Here is a 16,878-nt window from a genome sequence, read left to right as displayed (position 1 = left end):
GCCGCAAAAAATTCTTCCTGTGTGTCATCCCGGTCGGTAAAGCGGCGCGCTTTGTCGCGTGGACCGGAATTTCATCATTGGAATGGTTTCCCGTGGCGATAAACCCGATAACTTCGGCACAATATTCCGCCAGGGGCACCAAAGGCCCCTGCTGCATTTTATATGGAGGGGCATAAATGCGCCTTAGACGGCCAGCATGGGCAAGGGCCGTTTGATGGTAATATAGGCAAACAGCGCCATACCACATAACTGGATGGCAATGCCAAACAGCATCGGTGTGGATGGACCGCCGATATTGGCAATCGTTGTGCCAACAGCGAGCGTAAGCGTGCCGATGATAGCCAGGACTACCTGTAATTTGTCCAGGCCATCAAAATGGCGCCGGCTGATGCGGTAATAAGTGCCGTAAAGGGCAAGCCCGATCCAGCCTGTAAGGTTAAGGTAATGGGTGCCAGGCAACAGGGTGTCTGTTGCCAAACCTGTAATAAATGGTTGCAGGCTAAAAAGCATTTCAAGAAAAGCAAGACATGCCGCAACTCTCCAGCATAGGCGGGGTAAATTGGCCATTTCGAGTCCATTTCGCTTGGCAAGTTAGATGGTTTGCGCCCCAATATACGTATATTTTTTGTTCTGTAAGTATAGTTTGTTTTAATTTAAAATTTATACAATTAAATTTTAATGTACATTCAATGTCAGGTGCTTAGGGGATTATCCGTTGGTATTTACCATGCTTTTCTTTGGTATAGTGCGCTGCGAAAGCAATCGGGTTGCATGGCAGCATTTTTAGCCAAAAAAGAAGGGCCGAACACAAGGTTCGGCCCATAAGGACGAGGAGCTGTTTTGGAAAAGTATTCTTTTGAAAACCTGCTTATTTGGCTGCCAGTTCGTCGGTAACGGCATCGACTGCCTGTTTGGCAATATCAACAACCTTGTCGATTTCAGCCTTGGTGATGCAAAGCGGCGGGGCAAAGCCCAGGATATCGCCATGCGGCATGGCACGGGCGATCATGCCGCGTTCCAGGCAGGCGGCTGAAACCTTCGCACCCACTTTCAGGTTCGCATCGAAGCGTTCCTTTTTATCCTTGTCGGCAACAAATTCCAGTGCGGCCATCAGGCCGACACCGCGCGCTTCACCCACCAGCGGATGGTTTGCAAAGGTTTCCTGCATCAGATTCTGGAAATAACCACCGGTTTCGGCAGAATTACCCGTCAGGTTTTCGCCATCAACAATGTCGAGGTTGGCATTGGCAGCAGCCGCGCAAACCGGGTGGGCGGAATAGGTCCAGCCATGGCCGATCGGCCCCATTTTATCAGAACCCTGCTCAAGAACTTTCCAGACACGTTCGCCGACAATAACGCCCGACAGCGGCAGGTAGCCAGATGTCACACCTTTGGCAATCGTGATCAGGTCCGGTTTGATGCCATAATGCTGGGATCCGAAATAGCTTCCGGTACGGCCAAACGCGGTGACAACCTCGTCGGCGACCAGAAGAACATCGTATTTGTTCAAGACAGCCTGAATGGCTTCCCAATAGCCTTTCGGCGGGGTGATGATGCCGCCCGTGCCCATAACCGGTTCGCCGATAAAGGCGGCAACGGTTTCGGGGCCTTCGCGCAGGATCATTTTTTCCAGATCATCGGCACAACGTTTGGCGAACTGTTCTTCGGTTTCACCGGCTTCGGCATTCCAGTAAAAATGCGGGCAGGTGGTGTGCAGAACAGGGGATTTGGGCAAATCAAATGCATTGTGGAAGGTGGCAAGGCCGGTCAGGCTGCCGGTCATGATGCCCGAACCGTGGTAACCGCGCCAGCGCGAGATGATTTTTTTCTTTTCCGGGCGACCCAGAATGTTGTTGTAGTACCAGATCAGCTTGATGTTGGTTTCGTTGGCATCCGACCCGGACATACCATAATAAACCCGCTGCATGCCTTCGGGCGCACTTTTAACAATGCGCTCGGACAGGCGAATGATCGGCTCGTTCCCATGACCAACATAGGTGTGGTAATAGGCCAGTTCTTTGGCCTGGGCATAAATGGCATCGGCAATTTCGGTGCGGCCATAACCGACATTGACACAATACAGACCGGCAAAGGCATCAAGGGTTTCCTTGCCCTCGGTGTCATGAATGTAAATGCCCTTGCCGCCATTGATAATGCGGTTGGGTGTTTCACCGTCTGCATGCTGGCGCATATGCGTTGACGGATGCATGAAATGCGCCCGGTCCATTTTTTGCAGTTCGGCGGTGTTGTTTTTAATCACATTCATTTTCTTCTCCCGTTCAAGGTCGTGGGGCGAACTGCCAGCATTTAAAACGCTGCGCAGACATATTTAAGTTCGGTAAATTCTTCCATGCCGTGGCGCGATCCTTCGCGGCCCAGGCCCGATTGTTTGACCCCGCCAAAGGGGATTGGCGCACCGGTGATTTTCACACAGTTCAGCGCAACCATGCCGTATTCAAGCGCATTGGCGACCCGGTTGGCGCGTGACTGGTCATTGGTATAAAGATAGGCGGCCAGGCCATATTCGCTATCATTGGCTTTGGCGATGACTTCGTCTTCGCTGTCAAACACAATAACCGGGGCCACGGGGCCAAAGGTTTCCTCGTGATAGATTTGCATGTCATCGGTGACGTCGGCCAGCAAGGTCGGCGCATAAAAAAGCCCGCCTAATTGTTTGCCACCGACAACAACCCGGGCGCCTTTGGCGCGGGCGTCTTCAACATGTTCGGCACATTTGGCAACGGCGCGGTCATGCATCAGCGGGCCAATATCGCAATCTTCGTCCAGCCCGTTGCCAACGCGCAGTTTTTCAATGGCATCGGCAAAACGGGCGATGAACTGATCATAAATATCGCGATGGACAAAAATGCGGTTCGCTGCCAGGCAATCCTGGCCGCTGGTGGCAAATTTTGCCCCGATGGCGTGGGTAATGGCCTGGTCCATATCCACATCGGGAAACAGAATGAACGGTGCGTGCCCGCCCAGTTCCATGGACATTTTTTTAACCGTTTGCGCGCCTTGCGCCAGCAACAGCCGCCCGATCTGGGTTGACCCGGTAAAGGACAATGCCCGCACAACCGGGTTGCCACACAGTTCGCCAACCACCGGGTTGGGATCGCCGGTGATGACATTAAAGACGCCTGCCGGGATACCCGCCCGTTCGGCCAGTTCGGCCAATGCGGTGGCCGAAAACGGGGTTTCGGTGGCGGGGCGCACAATCATGGTGCAGCCAGCGGCAAGGGCGGCAGCAGCCTTGCGCGTGATCATGGCGCAGGGAAAATTCCACGGGGTAACGGCGGCGGTTACACCAACCGGTTCGCGACGAATACTCATGGCGCGATTGGGCAGGTGCGATGAAATGCTTTCGACATTCACCCGTTTGGCTTCTTCGGCGTAAAATTCGATGAAGCTGGCGGCGTAGTCGATTTCACCGCGCGATTCAGTGATCGGTTTTCCCTGTTCGAGCGTCATTAACAGAGCAAGGTCTTCCTTGTTTTCGATCAGCAATTCAAACCAGCGGCGCATCCGCCCGGCGCGTTCTTGTGGCAATAACGCAGCCCAGGCCGGAAAGGCGTTATGGGCGGCCTCTACCGCACGCCGGGTTTCGACAACGCCCATATTGGGTACAGTGCCAAGAAAGCTGCCGTCAAACGGGTTTGTCACCTCGATGACCTGACGGTTATCTGCCGAACTCCAGCGCCCGTCGATATAGGCGTGTTCGCGCAACAAGCGCAAATCGGTCAGATTGCTTAACGACACACAACGCTGTTCTTTCAATTGTGCCGTCATGGGAGCCTCCTTAAAAACGGGCCCGGCCAATAATGTGCCGGGTCTGCCTGTTGAACTAAAGGCAGACTAACAATATTGGCGCAGAGGAGGTCACCGAAGGTAAGGCGATTTGGTGTGGTTTTTTTGGCTGGAAGGGGCGTTTAAACGATGTTTTTTCTGCCGGTACGGGCTATTTGATGAAAACCCTGTTGGATGAAAACGTCTAACGATTTGAAAATAATATATTTTTACGGGTTATTTGGTGTTGTCGTCATCCAGCCAGCTTTTAATTTCGCGGCGTTTGCGCCGTTGTTCAAAAACTGTTCGAATGATTAATACCATAAAAACCAGGAATAACAGGGTTGTGGTAGTGGGAAAGGCAAAAGGAATGCCGATAACAACCATAAGTGCGCCCGCCAGGCTGCCGCCAATAATCGCAACAAAACCCAATATCAGGACAATGGCGACAAAGGCGGCAATCAGAATGGCAGCAATTTTATTCATCGGTTCGGCTGGTCTCGGCTTGTAAGCTGTTTTGTGGTCAGGTCCAGTCTTTCGGCAAGAACGCGCAACAACTGGACAGATACGGCCTGGTCCTGGCGGACAAGCCCAAGGAATTCGGCTTTATCAAGTTTCAGAACCGTCATGTCCTCGACCACGCGAATGGTGGCAGATCGCGGCTGGTCAACCAACAGGGCAATTTCGCCAATCACTTCCTTGGGTTCGACATCGCGCAGTTTCAGGGTTTGGGCTTCGTCCGTTGTAAGCCAGATTTCACCGCGCCCCGAAATAACGATAAAGGCGGCGTCGCCCGGTTCACCCTGTTTGACGATAACCTCGCCACGTTTATAGGTAAGACGCGGGCTGGTAAATGCCAGCAGTTTGATGACATTTGGGTCCAGTGCGGAAAATAGCGGAATGGTCCGCAGCAACCGGACTTCTTCCTCGATGCTGCCATCCTCGGCCGGGACGGTATCGGTTTCGGCGGTAATGGCGGTTGCATCGCTACGGGCATCGGCGGCGGTGTCGTCCTGTTTGTCGCGTTTGGTTAGCTTGCCGTTGGACATGTGCAGGCAGGTCGAAAAACGGTCGCCTGGCATATCGGCACCATCAACCCAGATGACACTGCGTTCGCTGGCTGTGCTGGTCAGAAATTCAACAACCTGATCGCGGGTTTCGTTATCAAGCGCGGACAGGGCTTCGTCAACCACGAGGATATCGGGGTTTTTGATCAGGGCACGTACCAGCGTTATTTTCTGGCGCAGGCTTTGCGATACCCTGCTTCCGCCCACCCCGACGTCGGATTCAAGACCCAGTGCAATCAGGGCTTCATACAGGCCGCCATCACGGGCGATTTCAAACAGAACTTCGCCCACGCGTTCTTCGGAATGGGCACGACCATAGGCAAAGCGACCAAACAACAGGTTATCAAGGATCGAAGCCGCTGCGGTGTAGTTATCGGCGTCAAAAAAGTCAATTTCGCTGGCAAGGTCTTCGGGAATATTTTCGTGGAATTTTGGCCGCGCTTTAAGAACCAGATCGCGGAAATTATCGTCCATCACCCGCAAACGGTGCCGGGCCGGGGTCAAATTCATGGCAACTTCAAGCAGGCGGAGCCTGTCATCTTCACGAATGTTACCAACGTCAACGCCGTCAATGCGTTTCAGCATGTTTTTGACATCGCTAAGTTCGTCGGCCGAGATAAAGCTGTAGCGATCAAAAAATTCATGCCCCGGCGGCAGGCCGGTAAACAGTTCGATCATCAGTTCCAGCATGTTGCGGCCCATATTGATCATGGGTTCATACAGGCCGTTATCGCGTAACACGCTTTGAAAATAGGGGTGGTTCAAAAAGTTGCGACGTTCATAATTCGGGTTTACCGGCACCCCGAAAATCAGGTTGATCCCGACTGTTGCGTTGTCATTGTAGTTTTTAATATCAAAAGGTTCGACAAGGTCGGCCAGCCCGCGTTCGGCAAGAAGTTCCTTAAGGCGCGGGCGTGCTGCCAATACTGCCTTGGACAGATTGGGGCGCAATTTCGGATCAATACGCCGAAACAGGCCGATCCGGTAGATATCACGATCCAGATGAACAACCGATAGAAGACTTAACAGTTCGGCGTTTAACTGTTCGAGGGAATCGTAGCCAGGCCCAACATAGTCAATCCATTGCCCGCCCGGATCATAGGGGATATTGCCTGATCGTTTGATTTCATCAAACATTTCGGCTGTCAGATGGTCGGGAAGGTCGGTTGGGGACGCCAGTTCGATTTTTTCTACCAGGGCCGGAGGCAAAAGTTTTGCTTCTTCGGGCGCGGCGTTGGCATGGCGTGTTTCGTCGGTCAGGGCCGGATTGTCGTTGTTTGCATCGGGCTGGTGTTCGGCCAGTGGGCGGTGTTTCAGGCCATAGAGCAGATTGTCCGATATGGTGCCATGAAACAGGTATGAATCCGGTCCGACATATCCGGTGCGCTGACCCAGATAGGATGCGGGAAGCTGTGCTGAATTAACATCGGCAAACTGCACGCGACCGCCGCTTGGCGTGATAAGGCGTACCAGCAACCGGGCAAGATGTGATTTGCCACTGTCTGCTGTGCCAGTCAGAAGGGCCGCGCCTGGTAATGGCATGTTGAACGACACATTTTCAACCACCCGGGTGCCGTCATCGTCCGTCCATGACAGGGCATATACATCCATCGGGCTGTTGAGATGCCCGGCCACCGGGGCGACCAGTTCGTGTTCCTGGTCCAGATCAGGCAGTTCAAACTGTTCGTAAAGCTGGTCATATTTGATGTGGGCATCGGCCAGGCGCTGGTAATAGGCCAGAAGTTCCTTCCACGGTGCCGACATATCCTTATAGGCGGCAAGGGCTGCGACCAGTGCCCCAAACGACAAATCGCCAGCAATAACCAGATAGCCGCCGATTGAGTAAAAGAAAAACGGCGTGATCTGGGCGATAAAGTTATTAAGGAATTTGATAAAGAATTTGCGGAAATAGATTTCCTTGCGGATTTCAAAAATACGCCCCATGCGCTGGGTATAACGCATCAGTTCGTAGCCCTGCGTATTATGGGCACGAATGTCGGTCGCACCGCTTACGCTGTCGCCAATATGTTCGGACAGGCGACGAATGTTTTGCACCCGGTCCTTGCCAAGTTTGTTCACCCGGCGTTGCAGTTTGGGAATCAGATAGCCCTGTAACGGATAAAACGAAACAGCCGCCAGCCCCATTAACGGGTCCTGAATAAAGATAAAGGCCGATATCGTTACCAGAATGCCACCCTGATATACCGGCAGCGAGAATGCCTCGCCAAAAAAGCCACCCAGGGGTTCGGCTTCGGCCGTAATCATGGAGACAATTTCGCCCTGGCTGGTTTTGCGAAAATGGGGCAGCGGAAAGCGCAGGACGCGTTCATACAGGATATAACGCATCCGGCGCAAAAGCCGTTCGGCCATAACGCCGGTATAGACGTTGATAAAATACTTGAAGCCGCCATTTACAAAAACCAGGGCCAGAAAAATGCCCGAGAGTGCAAACAGATATTCAACCTGATCAAGTTTGACGCCCAAAATATCAAACGGTTCACCCGCGCCGCCAATGGCCTGGTTGACGATCATTTTGGGCAGATCGAGTGAATAGTACAGAAACGGAAAAGACAGCACTGTAACGATCAAAAGCACGATCTGTTGAAAGCGGCTGTGGCGCCAGATATAGGCAAATACCGAATTCGGCATGCACGTTTCCCGTTATACTGCAAAGCCCGACCGGCACATCCGGTCAGGTCAGGTCAAAGTTTTGGCCCGGTGCGACAAACCCGCAAAAGCCGTCGGCAACGGCATCGGGTTTGGCATAGGCCGGGTAGTGATAAAGCCACATTTTGGCTTTGATGTCGTCGGGTAGCGTTTTTAACTGATCATAATGTGCATGCACACCCGACCACCGCGGGCCCAGTTCGCAATCCTGAAAAATGATGTCAGCCTTGCGGTAGTGGGCCATATGGGCATCGGGATTGAAAATCGCATCTGTTGTAATGAAAAAGCATGTCGATTTGGTTTCACCAATCAACGCAAATGACTGCATTTTTCCTTCTTTAGCGACGATATGGTCAACGGGCAAAATATTCAACTTAACGTTATGCCAGTTAAAGGCGCCGTTTTGCGACAGGGGTTTGACATTGAAATAAGTATCCAGGGTGCTGTTGCCGTGGTCGCTTACTTCAAGGCCGCCGCGCAAACTATGTTCCCATAGCGGTTCGATCAGCTCATCAACCATATAAAGATCGATGCGATGGCGGCGAAAAATAAAATAATTGCTAAGGGCAATCCATTCCAGTCCACCAATATGGTCGGAATGTAAATGGCTGACATAAATGGCCTCAAAGTCCTTTGGCCATAACCCAAGGCGATGCAGCGCGTGGCGCGCATCGGTGCCGCAATCTATTAACAACCGGGCCAGTTGGCCGGTTTCGGTGTTTTTGGTTTCCAAAATCATATTGCTTTGGAAATTATCTGCGGCAGTACAGAACGCTGATCCTGATCCCGCAAAAGTAAGTTTCATTCCCCAACTCCCCTTGCTTTGGCAAAATCTTAGTCGAGGAAGCCTATTCAGAACCACCTTAATTTATTCAAATTTGTACGTATCGTGTGATATCGGGGCTGAAAGTTGCGAATCATGGGGATGACAAGGTTTATGCGATACGTAATATCGGTGTAATTACCAATTATGACGGGGGTTAAGCGAATTTGGATGGCGGTTATTAACCCGGTGGGCGTGTTTGCGCCAATTTGACCAATAATCCGCAAGACTCGTTATTTGTCAAAAAGTTAGCAGTTTTTCGGCCGCTTAATTCAACCGCGATCGTCGCGACAGCAACATATATCATGGCGGCGCGGTAACCCGTGTCGGGAAAATAAAACGGGCCGACAGCGCAAAGCGTGTCAGCCCGTTTTAAATTCAAGGTATTTTAGGGTTCGTCAGTTCAGGCCCTGACGGCCCATTTCCAGAAACTTGTCGCGACGACGGGCTTTTAAAACACCGCCTTCATGGCCGGAAAGTTCGATCAGTGCTTTTTCAATCGCATCACCCACCTGTTTGCAGGCGTTCTTGGGTTCGCGTTGTGCGCCACCCAGCGGTTCTGTGATGATATCGTCAATCACGCCAAGCTGATGCAGATCCTGTGCCGTAAGGCGCAAGGCTTCGGCGGCGGTTTTGGCTTCGTCGCCGGAACGCCACAAAATAGAGGCACAGCCTTCGGGTGAAATAACCGAATAAATGGAATTTTCCAGCATCAATACGGTATTGGCAATCGCAAGCGCAATTGCCCCGCCCGAACCGCCTTCGCCAATGATGACGGAAACCAGTGGCACCTTGATATCAAGGCAGGTTTCAATCGACCGGGCGATGGCTTCGGACTGGCCGCGGGCTTCGGCGTCGGCGCCAGGAAAGGCACCGGCGGTATCAACCAGCGTAATCACCGGAATGTTAAACCGTTCGGCCATACGCATCAGGCGGATGGCCTTGCGATAGCCTTCGGGTTTGGCCATGCCAAAATTGTGTTTTACGCGCGATTCGGTATCGCGGCCTTTTTCGTGGCCAATTACCATTACGCTGCGACCCCGCAAACGGGCCAGGCCGCCAATGATGGCTTCGTCTTCCCCATAAAGCCGGTCACCGGCCAAAGGTGTGAAATCGTCAAAAAGATTTTTAACGTAATCCACAAAGTGCGGGCGGTCGGGATGACGGGCAACCTGGGTTTTCTGCCACGGCGTTAAGCGACCATAAGTGCTTTGCAGCAATTTGGTCAGCTTGTCTTGCAGGCGCGCGACTTCATCGGCAATGTTGACTTCATCATCATTGCCGCTCAAATGGCGGAGTTCTTCGATCTTGCCTTCAAGTTCGGCGATCGGCTTCTCGAAATCCAGAAAGTTGTGCATCAGGACGTCAAATCCGGCTGGGAAACAATGGAGCGGAACATACGTGATCAGTCTGCCACGTCAAGGGTGGAGCAAAAAAAGGCGCGATAAATTCAATTTTCGACCATATCATGGGCCAAATTCCGTAAATTTTGCGTCTACAAGTTTGCTTAATGGAAAGAATATGTCCACCAATTTAGAAATTGCACCGTTGCTGAATCCTGATATCGCCGTTTTTAACCGCCTGACAGGTATTCTAAAAGCAGCCTTTGCCTTTCAGGATGGTATCGTGAACCCGCCCAGTTCGGTAACGCGTGTGGACGAGGCCGAACTGCAATGGCGATTTGAACGTGATATGGTGCTTGTTGCGCGCGATATTGAAAATGATCATGTCATTGTCGGGCAGGTCTGGATCGAGGAAACACCCGACGATGCCTATATTTATAAAATGTCGGTTGATCCGGCGTATCACGGTAAGGGCATTGGCCGGGCGTTAATTGATGCTGCCGTTAACCATGTTTTGCAAAAAGGTCGCAACACCCGGATGCGGTTGCATGTGCGCAAGGAACTGGCGGGTAATATTAGCTTTTTTACGCGCTGCGGGTTCGCAATAACGGGGGATGGCACGCATCCCGGTTTTAGTCAGCCAACATTTTTTGTAATGACACGCGATGCCGCGGTTCACAAAACGCCTTCGCCAGCATTGTGACGCTTTTTCGAGGTGGCCGAATTACGACCGGATGAGGCTTGCTTCGACCCGGGAACCGGCATTGATGCGGGCTGATCCGAGTTTGCCGCAATGGGGGCATAATAGGGAACGTGGGTTTCCCCCCAGTCTTTTAGCGCCAGAATAATGGCGCGTAACGTTTCCCCTTTTGCGGTCAGGCTGTATTCAACCCGCGGCGGTACCTCGGCATAAACCTTGCGATTGACCAGGCCGTCCTGTTCAAGTTCGCGTAATTGCCGGGTTAACATGCGTTGGGTAACGCCCGGCATTTTGCGGCCCAGTTCGTTAAAGCGTTTGGTGCCGTCCAGCAAATGATAGAGGACAACACCTTTCCATTTTCCGCCAATAACTGTCAGCGTTCCTTCGACCGGGCACCCGGGGCTGTGATTGGGCGGACAATCAAAATCGGACATTGGGCCTCCAGAAATGGCGGAAATCTGCATTAGTATACAAATTGTTACTATATGCAAAAATTGTGCGTACTTATCATTATCATGATTATGCGTTAGGACTCTGTCATTCGCAAATTAAACCTCGGCAAGGAGGAACGATAATGAAAGCCATTGGATTAAAAGTTGCCCGTCCGGTAACCGATGCCGCCCTGTTTGAACAAACCGAAATTGAAACGCCAACCCCGGCAGGCCACGATGTTCTGGTTCGGGTTAAAGGCGTTGCGGTGAACCCGGTTGATTTCAAGGTTCGCAAGGGCAAAGCTGATGACGGTAATTTTAAGGTGCTGGGGTGGGATGCGGCAGGTGTGGTTGAGGCTGTGGGGGAAAATGTCACCCTGTTTAAGGCCGGGGATGAAGTTTGGTATGCAGGCGATGTAACGCGCCCGGGGTCGAACAGTGAATTACAGCTGGTTGACGAACGTATTGTGGCGCTAAAACCCAAAAGCCTGGATTTTGCCACGGCGGCGGCCTTTCCGTTGACATCGATCACGGCATGGGAAGCCATGTTTGACCGCATGAACATTGACCGTACCAATGTTGAGGGCAATATGGGCAAAAGCATTTTAATTATTAATGGCGCCGGTGGAGTGGGATCCATCGCCATTCAGCTGGCCAAACTTGCCGGCCTTGAGGTGGTTGCCACTGCGTCGCGCCCGGAAACCATTTCATGGGTAACCAAAATGGGTGCCGATCACGTGATTAACCATCGCAAACCTTTGAAAGAACAACTCGAAGGTGCCGGTTTTGCCACAGTTGATTATGTTCTTTGCACCTCGCAAACCGATGATTATTGGGATGTAATGTGTGATCTGGTTGCCCCGCAAGGACGGATTGCTTCCATCACCGAGGCCTCGGACCTTCATAACGTTGATCTGTTGAAGGCAAAATCAGCCAGCTTTTCCTATGAATTTATGTTTACCCGTTCCATGTTCCAAACCCCGGACATGATCGAACAGCATAAATTGCTGGCGGAAGTGGCGGCCATGGTCGATGCAGGTGAAATTCAGGTAACGGCCACCGAAAATTACGGCAGCCTTAGCCCGGAAAGCCTGCGCAAGGCGCACGAATTGCTGGAATCGGGCAAGGCGATTGGCAAAATTACGTTTGAAGGTCTTGGTGCCTGATAAACTGCGATGACTGGTTCTTGAAGGGCCGTTTTAAGGTGCCCGGCAGCCTGATTTTATAAATATGACCGAACCGGAAATGAATGACCGGTTCGGTTTTTTGTTTTTATGACGCCAGTTCGGGTGCGCGCAGCAATTTGTAAATGCGTTCGCGTAACCAGCGATGTAGCGGGTGGGTTGTGGTGCGGTCATGCCAAACCAGCGCTATGTCAAAACCCGGGACTGGCAGGGGTGGGGGCAAAATTTGCAAACGGCCGTGGCGGTTGGCGGCAACCCGGCCGGGAACTAGGGCGATCATGTCGCTTTGGGCAACAATTTCGGGAACCACAAGGAAGCCCGGGGCAGAAAGCAATATTCGGCGTTCATGTCCCAGCACTTTCAGAGCATCATCCGCCGGGCCGTAAAACCCGCCGCCTTCTGGCGAAACAATCACGTGACCTAGGTCGCAAAACGTTTCAAGGTCGATCTGCCCGTGAATGGCGGGGTGGTTGGGGCGGGCAATGGTGACATAGCTTTCGTGGTACAGCTTGCGCATATGCAGGGTTTCGGGGGCTGTGTCCGGGGTGGTTAGGGCCAGGTTAACCTCCCCGCGGACCATTTGCTCCTCAAGCCGGGCCGTATCAATGGTGCGCCAGGCAATGCGAATACCCGGGGCTTCTGCCCGAATGATTTGGGCAAGCGGTATCAACACCGAATATTGAACATAATCGCTGGCGGCAATGGCGATTGTTGCTTCTATCTGCGTTGGGTCAAACGGGCTGGTTTCGGCAATGACGCTGCGCACCGCCTCGATGGCATCATGCAACGGAGCCTGAAGGTCCAGCGCGCGTTCCGTCGGGATCATGCCGCGTTGGGATGGCAATAAAAGAGGATCACCCAGCAGGTCACGCAGCCGGGTCAGCCGGGCCGATATGGCAGGTTGGCTCAGGTTCAGGCGACGGGCAGCATGGGTCACATTGCGTTCGGCCAGCAATGTATCAAGCGTGACCAGCAAATTAAGATCAAGCTGTTCGATATCCATTGAATTTATACCAGATCAAAAAAACTTTAATTTCAACGATAGCAGGGTGATGGGGAATGATCACGCATCAAAGCAGATTATTCTGAAAAGGACGGAATTATGAGTAACATTCTGATTGTGCATGCCCACCCGGAACCCCTGTCGTTAACCAGTGCATTAAAGGATCTGGCGATCAGGACATTGCGCAGCCAGGGCCATGTCGTGCAGGTATCGGATTTATATGCAATGGGTTGGAAGGCGATTGCCGACGAGGCCGATTTTACCGACAGGGTGGCCGCAGAACGGTTAAGTTATGTTGCGGAATCGCGCCATGCTTTTGCATCCGATAGCCAAAGCCCGGACATAGAGGCCGAACAGAAAAAACTGTTATGGGCCGATGCCGTATTGTTCAGTTTTCCGCTGTGGTGGTTTGGCGCACCTGCAATCTTGAAAGGGTGGTTCGACCGCGTTTTTACCTATGGTTTTGCGTATGGTGTGGGCCAGCACGGCGGCGAACGCTGGGGGGATCGTTATGGCGAAGGGGTTTTGGCCGGGCGTCGGGCAATGCTGGTTGTGCCGATTGGTGGGCGTTTACCCCATTATAGCGACCGCGGGGTGAATGGTAGCCTGGATGATATTTTGTGGCCCATTCAGCACGGGACGCTGTTTTATCCCGGTTTCGATGTTTTACCTGCCTTCCCGGTATATCAAAGTGACCGGATGGACGACGCCGGCTGGGGACAGGTAAGTACAGACTTTTGCCTTTGTCTGGAGAATTTGTTCACCGCTGCCCCCATCCCTTTTCGAACGCAGAATGGCGGGCATTACGATGCCAGCCAGCGTCTTAAACCGGGCCTTGGGGGTGGTGAAGGCGGCACGCATATTCATCTGGTTCAACCGGGCGACCCCGTGGAAACGGTTGCCGGACGATGGCAGCGTGCCGCTTTCTAGGTTCGGGTGCCTATTTCGCATCCTTTGCTGCAATAATATCGGCTTGATGCACCATAACTTCGGCCTGCTTGATCGATGCAATATCGATCAGGCGGCCATCAAGGGCCACGGCACCGGCCCCTTCATTCTGGGCTTTTTCCATTGCTTCAAGAATGCGTTTGGCTTTGGTTACTTCCGCTTCTGACGGGGAATAAACCTCGTTGGCAAGGGTGATCTGGCTGGGGTGGATCGCCCATTTTCCTTCGCAGCCCAGCACCATCGCCCGTGCCGCCTGGGCACGATAGCCTTCGGGGTCGGAGAAATCGCCAAACGGGCCGTCAATCGGGCGCAGGCCATTGGCGCGGGCGGCTACTACCATGCGGGCGATGGCGTAATGCCACATATCGCCCCAATGATAATCGCGCGGGGCGTCGCCGTCCTTGTCGGTTAAAACGCCGTAATGCGGGTTGGGGCCGCCAATGCCGGTGGTCATTGCTTTGGTGGATGCCGCATAATCGGCCACACCAAAATGCAGGCTTTCGTTGCGTTGCGATGCGGCGGCAATTTCATGAATGTTTTGCATGCCCAACGCGGTTTCAATGATCAGTTCAAACCCGATGCGTTTTTTGCGCCCCCTGGCGGCCTCGATCTGGGTTGCCAGCATATCAAGGGCATAAACATCGGATGCCGTGCCCACCTTGGGGATCATGATCAGGTCCAGCCGGTCGCCAGCCTGTTCAAGAACATCAACAACATCGCGATACATATAATGCGTATCAAGGCCGTTAATACGGACGGATAAAACCTTGTCGCCCCAGTCAATGTCGTTGATGGCGCTAATGATGTTTTTGCGCGCCTGTTCCTTGTCACGCGGGGCAACGGCATCTTCCAGATCCAGGAAAATGGCGTCGGCCTTTGATTTGGCGGCTTTTTCAAAAAGTTCGATGCGGCTGCCGGGCACGGCCAGCTCGGATCGGTTCAGGCGTGCCGGGGCCGGGGTCGGGGTGGTGAAGCTCATGTCATTCTCCTTGCTGTCATTGCGCAAAACGGCGGATTGCCGTTAAGGGCGCAATGGCGTCAAACCTGTACCGGGGCCTGCCTGGGCAGAAAATGCGGTCTTTTTGTTTTTGCGCCGCAATAATTTGGCGCATGTTAGCAAAATCTGGCGGGTGGCGTCCAATGCGACGATGGTTGGGGGTTCATTTGCCAATAATTATGCGTGGCTAAGGCGAAGCCGGGCCGCAATTGCCGGGCATTGGTGTGTCCGGATCGTGCTAGGCGCGATCCGGTTTTGGATGTTACTGGCCAGTATTTGTATGAAATTGAAACTATTATAGGAATTGTTCAGGTTTTATCTTTATATTGCCGATCCAATTTCCGGTTATCGATATAATGGGCCAGGGGTCTGATGCGTCGTGCCTTTTTTGCCTGCATTTCTGTCGGGTCAATACCGCTGTTGATTTTGACAGCGGTAACGGCTCTGGCATTTGCGGACAGGGCCGGGGTTTTGCCGGATGGTCTTGTCGGGTTTGTACAGTATCGTCCGTTTTTGATGGCGGTACTTGGTGTGGTACTGGGGGGATGGTTTAACCGGGGGCGCGTTGTTTACGCGATGCTGGTTTTGTTCTTCTGTTACTGGTTCTTTATCGGTGCACCCGCATTCCTGTCGCCAGAGGGTGTGCAATTCCTGCAACTGGCAACACTTTATATTATTCCGGTGAACCTGTTGTTGCTGGCGTTTATGTCGGAACGTGGTGTGTTTCGGAAACGCGGCATTGCGCGCATATTGTTTCTGTCCCTGCAGTTTTTTGCCCTGATGCTTTTTGCTGTCCGGCCCGATGTTTCAACCGCTTTATATAACGTGATGAACATCCGTTTCATTACGTTAGACGGGATGGCAAACACAGTCCCCCAGATGGCCTTTATCATTGCGGCCATAACAGGTGTGGTGTTGCTGGCACGGGGGCGGTCGCTTGAATTTGCGTTTGTTTGTACGTTACCTGCGGTTTTTACGGCCATTGTGGTTGAACCCCGATATGTCCCGTTTGGCTATCTGGCGGCGACGGGCGTGGTTTTGGGTGGTGTTGTTCAGGAAGCCTGGCGCATGGCATTTGTGGATGACCTGACGGGGCTGCCGGGGCGGCGCGCGCTAAGCCATGCACTGGTGGAACTGGGCGGGCAATATTGCATTGCCATGCTTGATGTGGACCACTTTAAAAAATTCAATGACAGCCACGGCCATGACGTTGGTGACATTATACTGCGCAAGGTGGCCCGGGAACTGGATCATATGGGGGGTGGCGGCAAGGCATTTCGCTATGGTGGCGAAGAATTTGCCATTTTATTTGCCAGTCGGACATCCGTGCGCGCCACGGAAACGCTGGAAATTTTACGCAAAAAAATTGCTGCGACCAAAATTACGTTGCCTGAAGCAAAGCGTGGCGTTGGCATTACAGTTTCAATCGGTCTGGCTGAAAGGGCCGAGGGTGAAAGCGACCCCTGGCGCGTCTTAAAGTGTGCTGATGAAAAACTATTCGTCGCAAAAGATGCTGGAAGAAACAGAATCCAATTCTGATCGTATGATTGCGTTGAATCCAGAATGAATATTGTGGATTTTATTCAAAATTGTTTTCCTTAATGGCGCAAAAATGAATTTTAATACTTCATTATATTTAGTTTTTATATGTTTGTCTTGCCTGGCATCCGGTAGTAACCTTTCTGTACTTATTTATTCGTGCAGAAAGAGGCAGCCATGACGTGTGTTTCAAATGCCAGTGGTAATAAAGACAGACAGGAAAAGGCAGAAATTTCGCAATTGACGTAGATTCCACGCTTCTTTTTTGGGAAGCGTTTGAAAACGACGTGGAACGCGACGGTATTTTTGACCTCAATGCCCGTGATTGTGGCAACAAGATTCAGCACAGACCCGCATTTAAAAATTTCCGATTTTCTTGCCACCCCGCCG

General features: G+C 52.3%; 14 protein-coding genes. 4 read left to right on the top strand and 10 right to left on the bottom strand.

The window, feature by feature from the left end:
* Window positions 1-183: 183 nt before the first annotated feature.
* From J4E05_RS07765 to J4E05_RS07735, 7 genes are all read right to left on the bottom strand, one after another.
* A complete protein-coding gene (locus J4E05_RS07765) occupies window positions 184-567 on the bottom strand; it encodes a hypothetical protein (RefSeq protein WP_349594016.1) in 384 nt (127 codons plus the stop codon).
* Between the two features lie 301 nt (window positions 568-868).
* Window positions 869-2,266 carry an aspartate aminotransferase family protein gene (locus tag J4E05_RS07760; RefSeq protein WP_349594013.1) on the bottom strand — a complete coding sequence of 466 codons (1,398 nt, stop codon included), beginning with the start codon at window positions 2,264-2,266 and terminating at the stop codon, window positions 869-871.
* Window positions 2,267-2,307: 41 nt separating this feature from the next.
* Window positions 2,308-3,789 (bottom strand): NAD-dependent succinate-semialdehyde dehydrogenase, encoded by a 1,482-nt coding sequence (locus J4E05_RS07755; protein WP_349594010.1) that lies wholly within the window; start codon window positions 3,787-3,789, stop codon window positions 2,308-2,310.
* 234 nt (window positions 3,790-4,023) lie between these two features.
* Complete coding sequence (locus tag J4E05_RS07750; RefSeq protein ID WP_085593829.1) at window positions 4,024-4,272, bottom strand: hypothetical protein; 249 nt, start codon at window positions 4,270-4,272, stop codon at window positions 4,024-4,026.
* Window positions 4,269-7,502, bottom strand: coding sequence for an ABC transporter transmembrane domain-containing protein (locus J4E05_RS07745; RefSeq protein WP_349594007.1), 3,234 nt, complete (start codon window positions 7,500-7,502; stop codon window positions 4,269-4,271). The genes J4E05_RS07750 and J4E05_RS07745 overlap by 4 nt, the downstream gene beginning before the upstream one ends.
* 43 nt (window positions 7,503-7,545) lie before the next feature.
* Window positions 7,546-8,325, bottom strand: coding sequence for an MBL fold metallo-hydrolase (locus J4E05_RS07740; protein WP_085593827.1), 780 nt, complete (start codon window positions 8,323-8,325; stop codon window positions 7,546-7,548).
* Window positions 8,326-8,741: 416 nt separating this feature from the next.
* Window positions 8,742-9,701: an acetyl-CoA carboxylase carboxyltransferase subunit alpha gene (locus J4E05_RS07735; protein WP_085593825.1), complete on the bottom strand. Its 960-nt coding sequence runs from the start codon at window positions 9,699-9,701 to the stop codon at window positions 8,742-8,744.
* A gap of 163 nt (window positions 9,702-9,864) precedes the next feature.
* Between J4E05_RS07735 and J4E05_RS07730 the strand changes: the two genes are divergently transcribed.
* Window positions 9,865-10,389, top strand: a complete 525-nt coding sequence (locus J4E05_RS07730; protein ID WP_349594004.1) for a GNAT family N-acetyltransferase — start codon at window positions 9,865-9,867, stop codon at window positions 10,387-10,389.
* Here J4E05_RS07730 and J4E05_RS07725 read toward each other — a convergent pair.
* Window positions 10,362-10,820: a winged helix-turn-helix transcriptional regulator gene (locus J4E05_RS07725; RefSeq protein WP_349594001.1), complete on the bottom strand. Its 459-nt coding sequence runs from the start codon at window positions 10,818-10,820 to the stop codon at window positions 10,362-10,364. The two genes, J4E05_RS07730 and J4E05_RS07725, sit on opposite strands and share 28 nt — an antisense overlap.
* Window positions 10,821-10,960: 140 nt before the next feature.
* On the opposite strand from J4E05_RS07725, the gene J4E05_RS07720 reads away from it, so the two are divergent.
* Window positions 10,961-11,983 carry a zinc-binding alcohol dehydrogenase family protein gene (locus J4E05_RS07720; RefSeq protein WP_349593998.1) on the top strand — a complete coding sequence of 341 codons (1,023 nt, stop codon included), beginning with the start codon at window positions 10,961-10,963 and terminating at the stop codon, window positions 11,981-11,983.
* 106 nt (window positions 11,984-12,089) lie between these two features.
* On the opposite strand, the gene J4E05_RS07715 is transcribed toward J4E05_RS07720, so the two are convergent.
* A complete protein-coding gene (locus J4E05_RS07715; protein WP_349593995.1) occupies window positions 12,090-13,004 on the bottom strand; it encodes a LysR family transcriptional regulator in 915 nt (304 codons plus the stop codon).
* A gap of 99 nt (window positions 13,005-13,103) precedes the next feature.
* Between J4E05_RS07715 and J4E05_RS07710 the strand changes: the two genes are divergently transcribed.
* Window positions 13,104-13,934 carry an NAD(P)H-dependent oxidoreductase gene (locus tag J4E05_RS07710; RefSeq protein WP_349593992.1) on the top strand — a complete coding sequence of 277 codons (831 nt, stop codon included), beginning with the start codon at window positions 13,104-13,106 and terminating at the stop codon, window positions 13,932-13,934.
* Window positions 13,935-13,944: 10 nt separating this feature from the next.
* Here J4E05_RS07710 and J4E05_RS07705 read toward each other — a convergent pair whose 3' ends face one another.
* On the bottom strand, window positions 13,945-14,931 hold the full coding sequence (locus tag J4E05_RS07705; protein WP_085593539.1) for an HpcH/HpaI aldolase/citrate lyase family protein: 987 nt from the start codon (window positions 14,929-14,931) through the stop codon (window positions 13,945-13,947).
* Between the two features lie 390 nt (window positions 14,932-15,321).
* On the opposite strand from J4E05_RS07705, the gene J4E05_RS07700 reads away from it, so the two are divergent.
* Window positions 15,322-16,488, top strand: a complete 1,167-nt coding sequence (locus J4E05_RS07700; RefSeq protein ID WP_349593987.1) for a GGDEF domain-containing protein — start codon at window positions 15,322-15,324, stop codon at window positions 16,486-16,488.
* Window positions 16,489-16,878 lie beyond the last annotated feature (390 nt).

Source organism: Thalassospira sp. NFXS8 (assembly GCF_040148805.1).
GTDB lineage: Bacteria > Pseudomonadota > Alphaproteobacteria > Rhodospirillales > Thalassospiraceae > Thalassospira.
The sequence above is the reverse complement of the archived record's forward strand: the minus strand, read 5'-3'. Positions and strand labels throughout refer to the sequence as shown.

What these genes read in the sequence shown, in the direction of transcription:
- J4E05_RS07705 (WP_085593539.1), bottom strand. Translation starts at nt 14,931, where the DNA reads ATGAGCTTCACCACCCCGACCCCGGCCCCGGCACGCCTGAACCGATCC.
- J4E05_RS07710 (WP_349593992.1), top strand. Translation starts at nt 13,104, where the DNA reads ATGAGTAACATTCTGATTGTGCATGCCCACCCGGAACCCCTGTCGTTA.
- J4E05_RS07730 (WP_349594004.1), top strand. Translation starts at nt 9,865, where the DNA reads ATGTCCACCAATTTAGAAATTGCACCGTTGCTGAATCCTGATATCGCC.
- J4E05_RS07720 (WP_349593998.1), top strand. Translation starts at nt 10,961, where the DNA reads ATGAAAGCCATTGGATTAAAAGTTGCCCGTCCGGTAACCGATGCCGCC.
- J4E05_RS07755 (WP_349594010.1), bottom strand. Translation starts at nt 3,789, where the DNA reads ATGACGGCACAATTGAAAGAACAGCGTTGTGTGTCGTTAAGCAATCTG.
- J4E05_RS07740 (WP_085593827.1), bottom strand. Translation starts at nt 8,325, where the DNA reads ATGAAACTTACTTTTGCGGGATCAGGATCAGCGTTCTGTACTGCCGCA.
- J4E05_RS07750 (WP_085593829.1), bottom strand. Translation starts at nt 4,272, where the DNA reads ATGAATAAAATTGCTGCCATTCTGATTGCCGCCTTTGTCGCCATTGTC.
- J4E05_RS07700 (WP_349593987.1), top strand. Translation starts at nt 15,322, where the DNA reads ATGCGTCGTGCCTTTTTTGCCTGCATTTCTGTCGGGTCAATACCGCTG.
- J4E05_RS07760 (WP_349594013.1), bottom strand. Translation starts at nt 2,266, where the DNA reads ATGAATGTGATTAAAAACAACACCGCCGAACTGCAAAAAATGGACCGG.
- J4E05_RS07745 (WP_349594007.1), bottom strand. Translation starts at nt 7,502, where the DNA reads ATGCCGAATTCGGTATTTGCCTATATCTGGCGCCACAGCCGCTTTCAA.
- J4E05_RS07765 (WP_349594016.1), bottom strand. Translation starts at nt 567, where the DNA reads ATGGCCAATTTACCCCGCCTATGCTGGAGAGTTGCGGCATGTCTTGCT.
- J4E05_RS07725 (WP_349594001.1), bottom strand. Translation starts at nt 10,820, where the DNA reads ATGTCCGATTTTGATTGTCCGCCCAATCACAGCCCCGGGTGCCCGGTC.
- J4E05_RS07735 (WP_085593825.1), bottom strand. Translation starts at nt 9,701, where the DNA reads ATGCACAACTTTCTGGATTTCGAGAAGCCGATCGCCGAACTTGAAGGC.
- J4E05_RS07715 (WP_349593995.1), bottom strand. Translation starts at nt 13,004, where the DNA reads ATGGATATCGAACAGCTTGATCTTAATTTGCTGGTCACGCTTGATACA.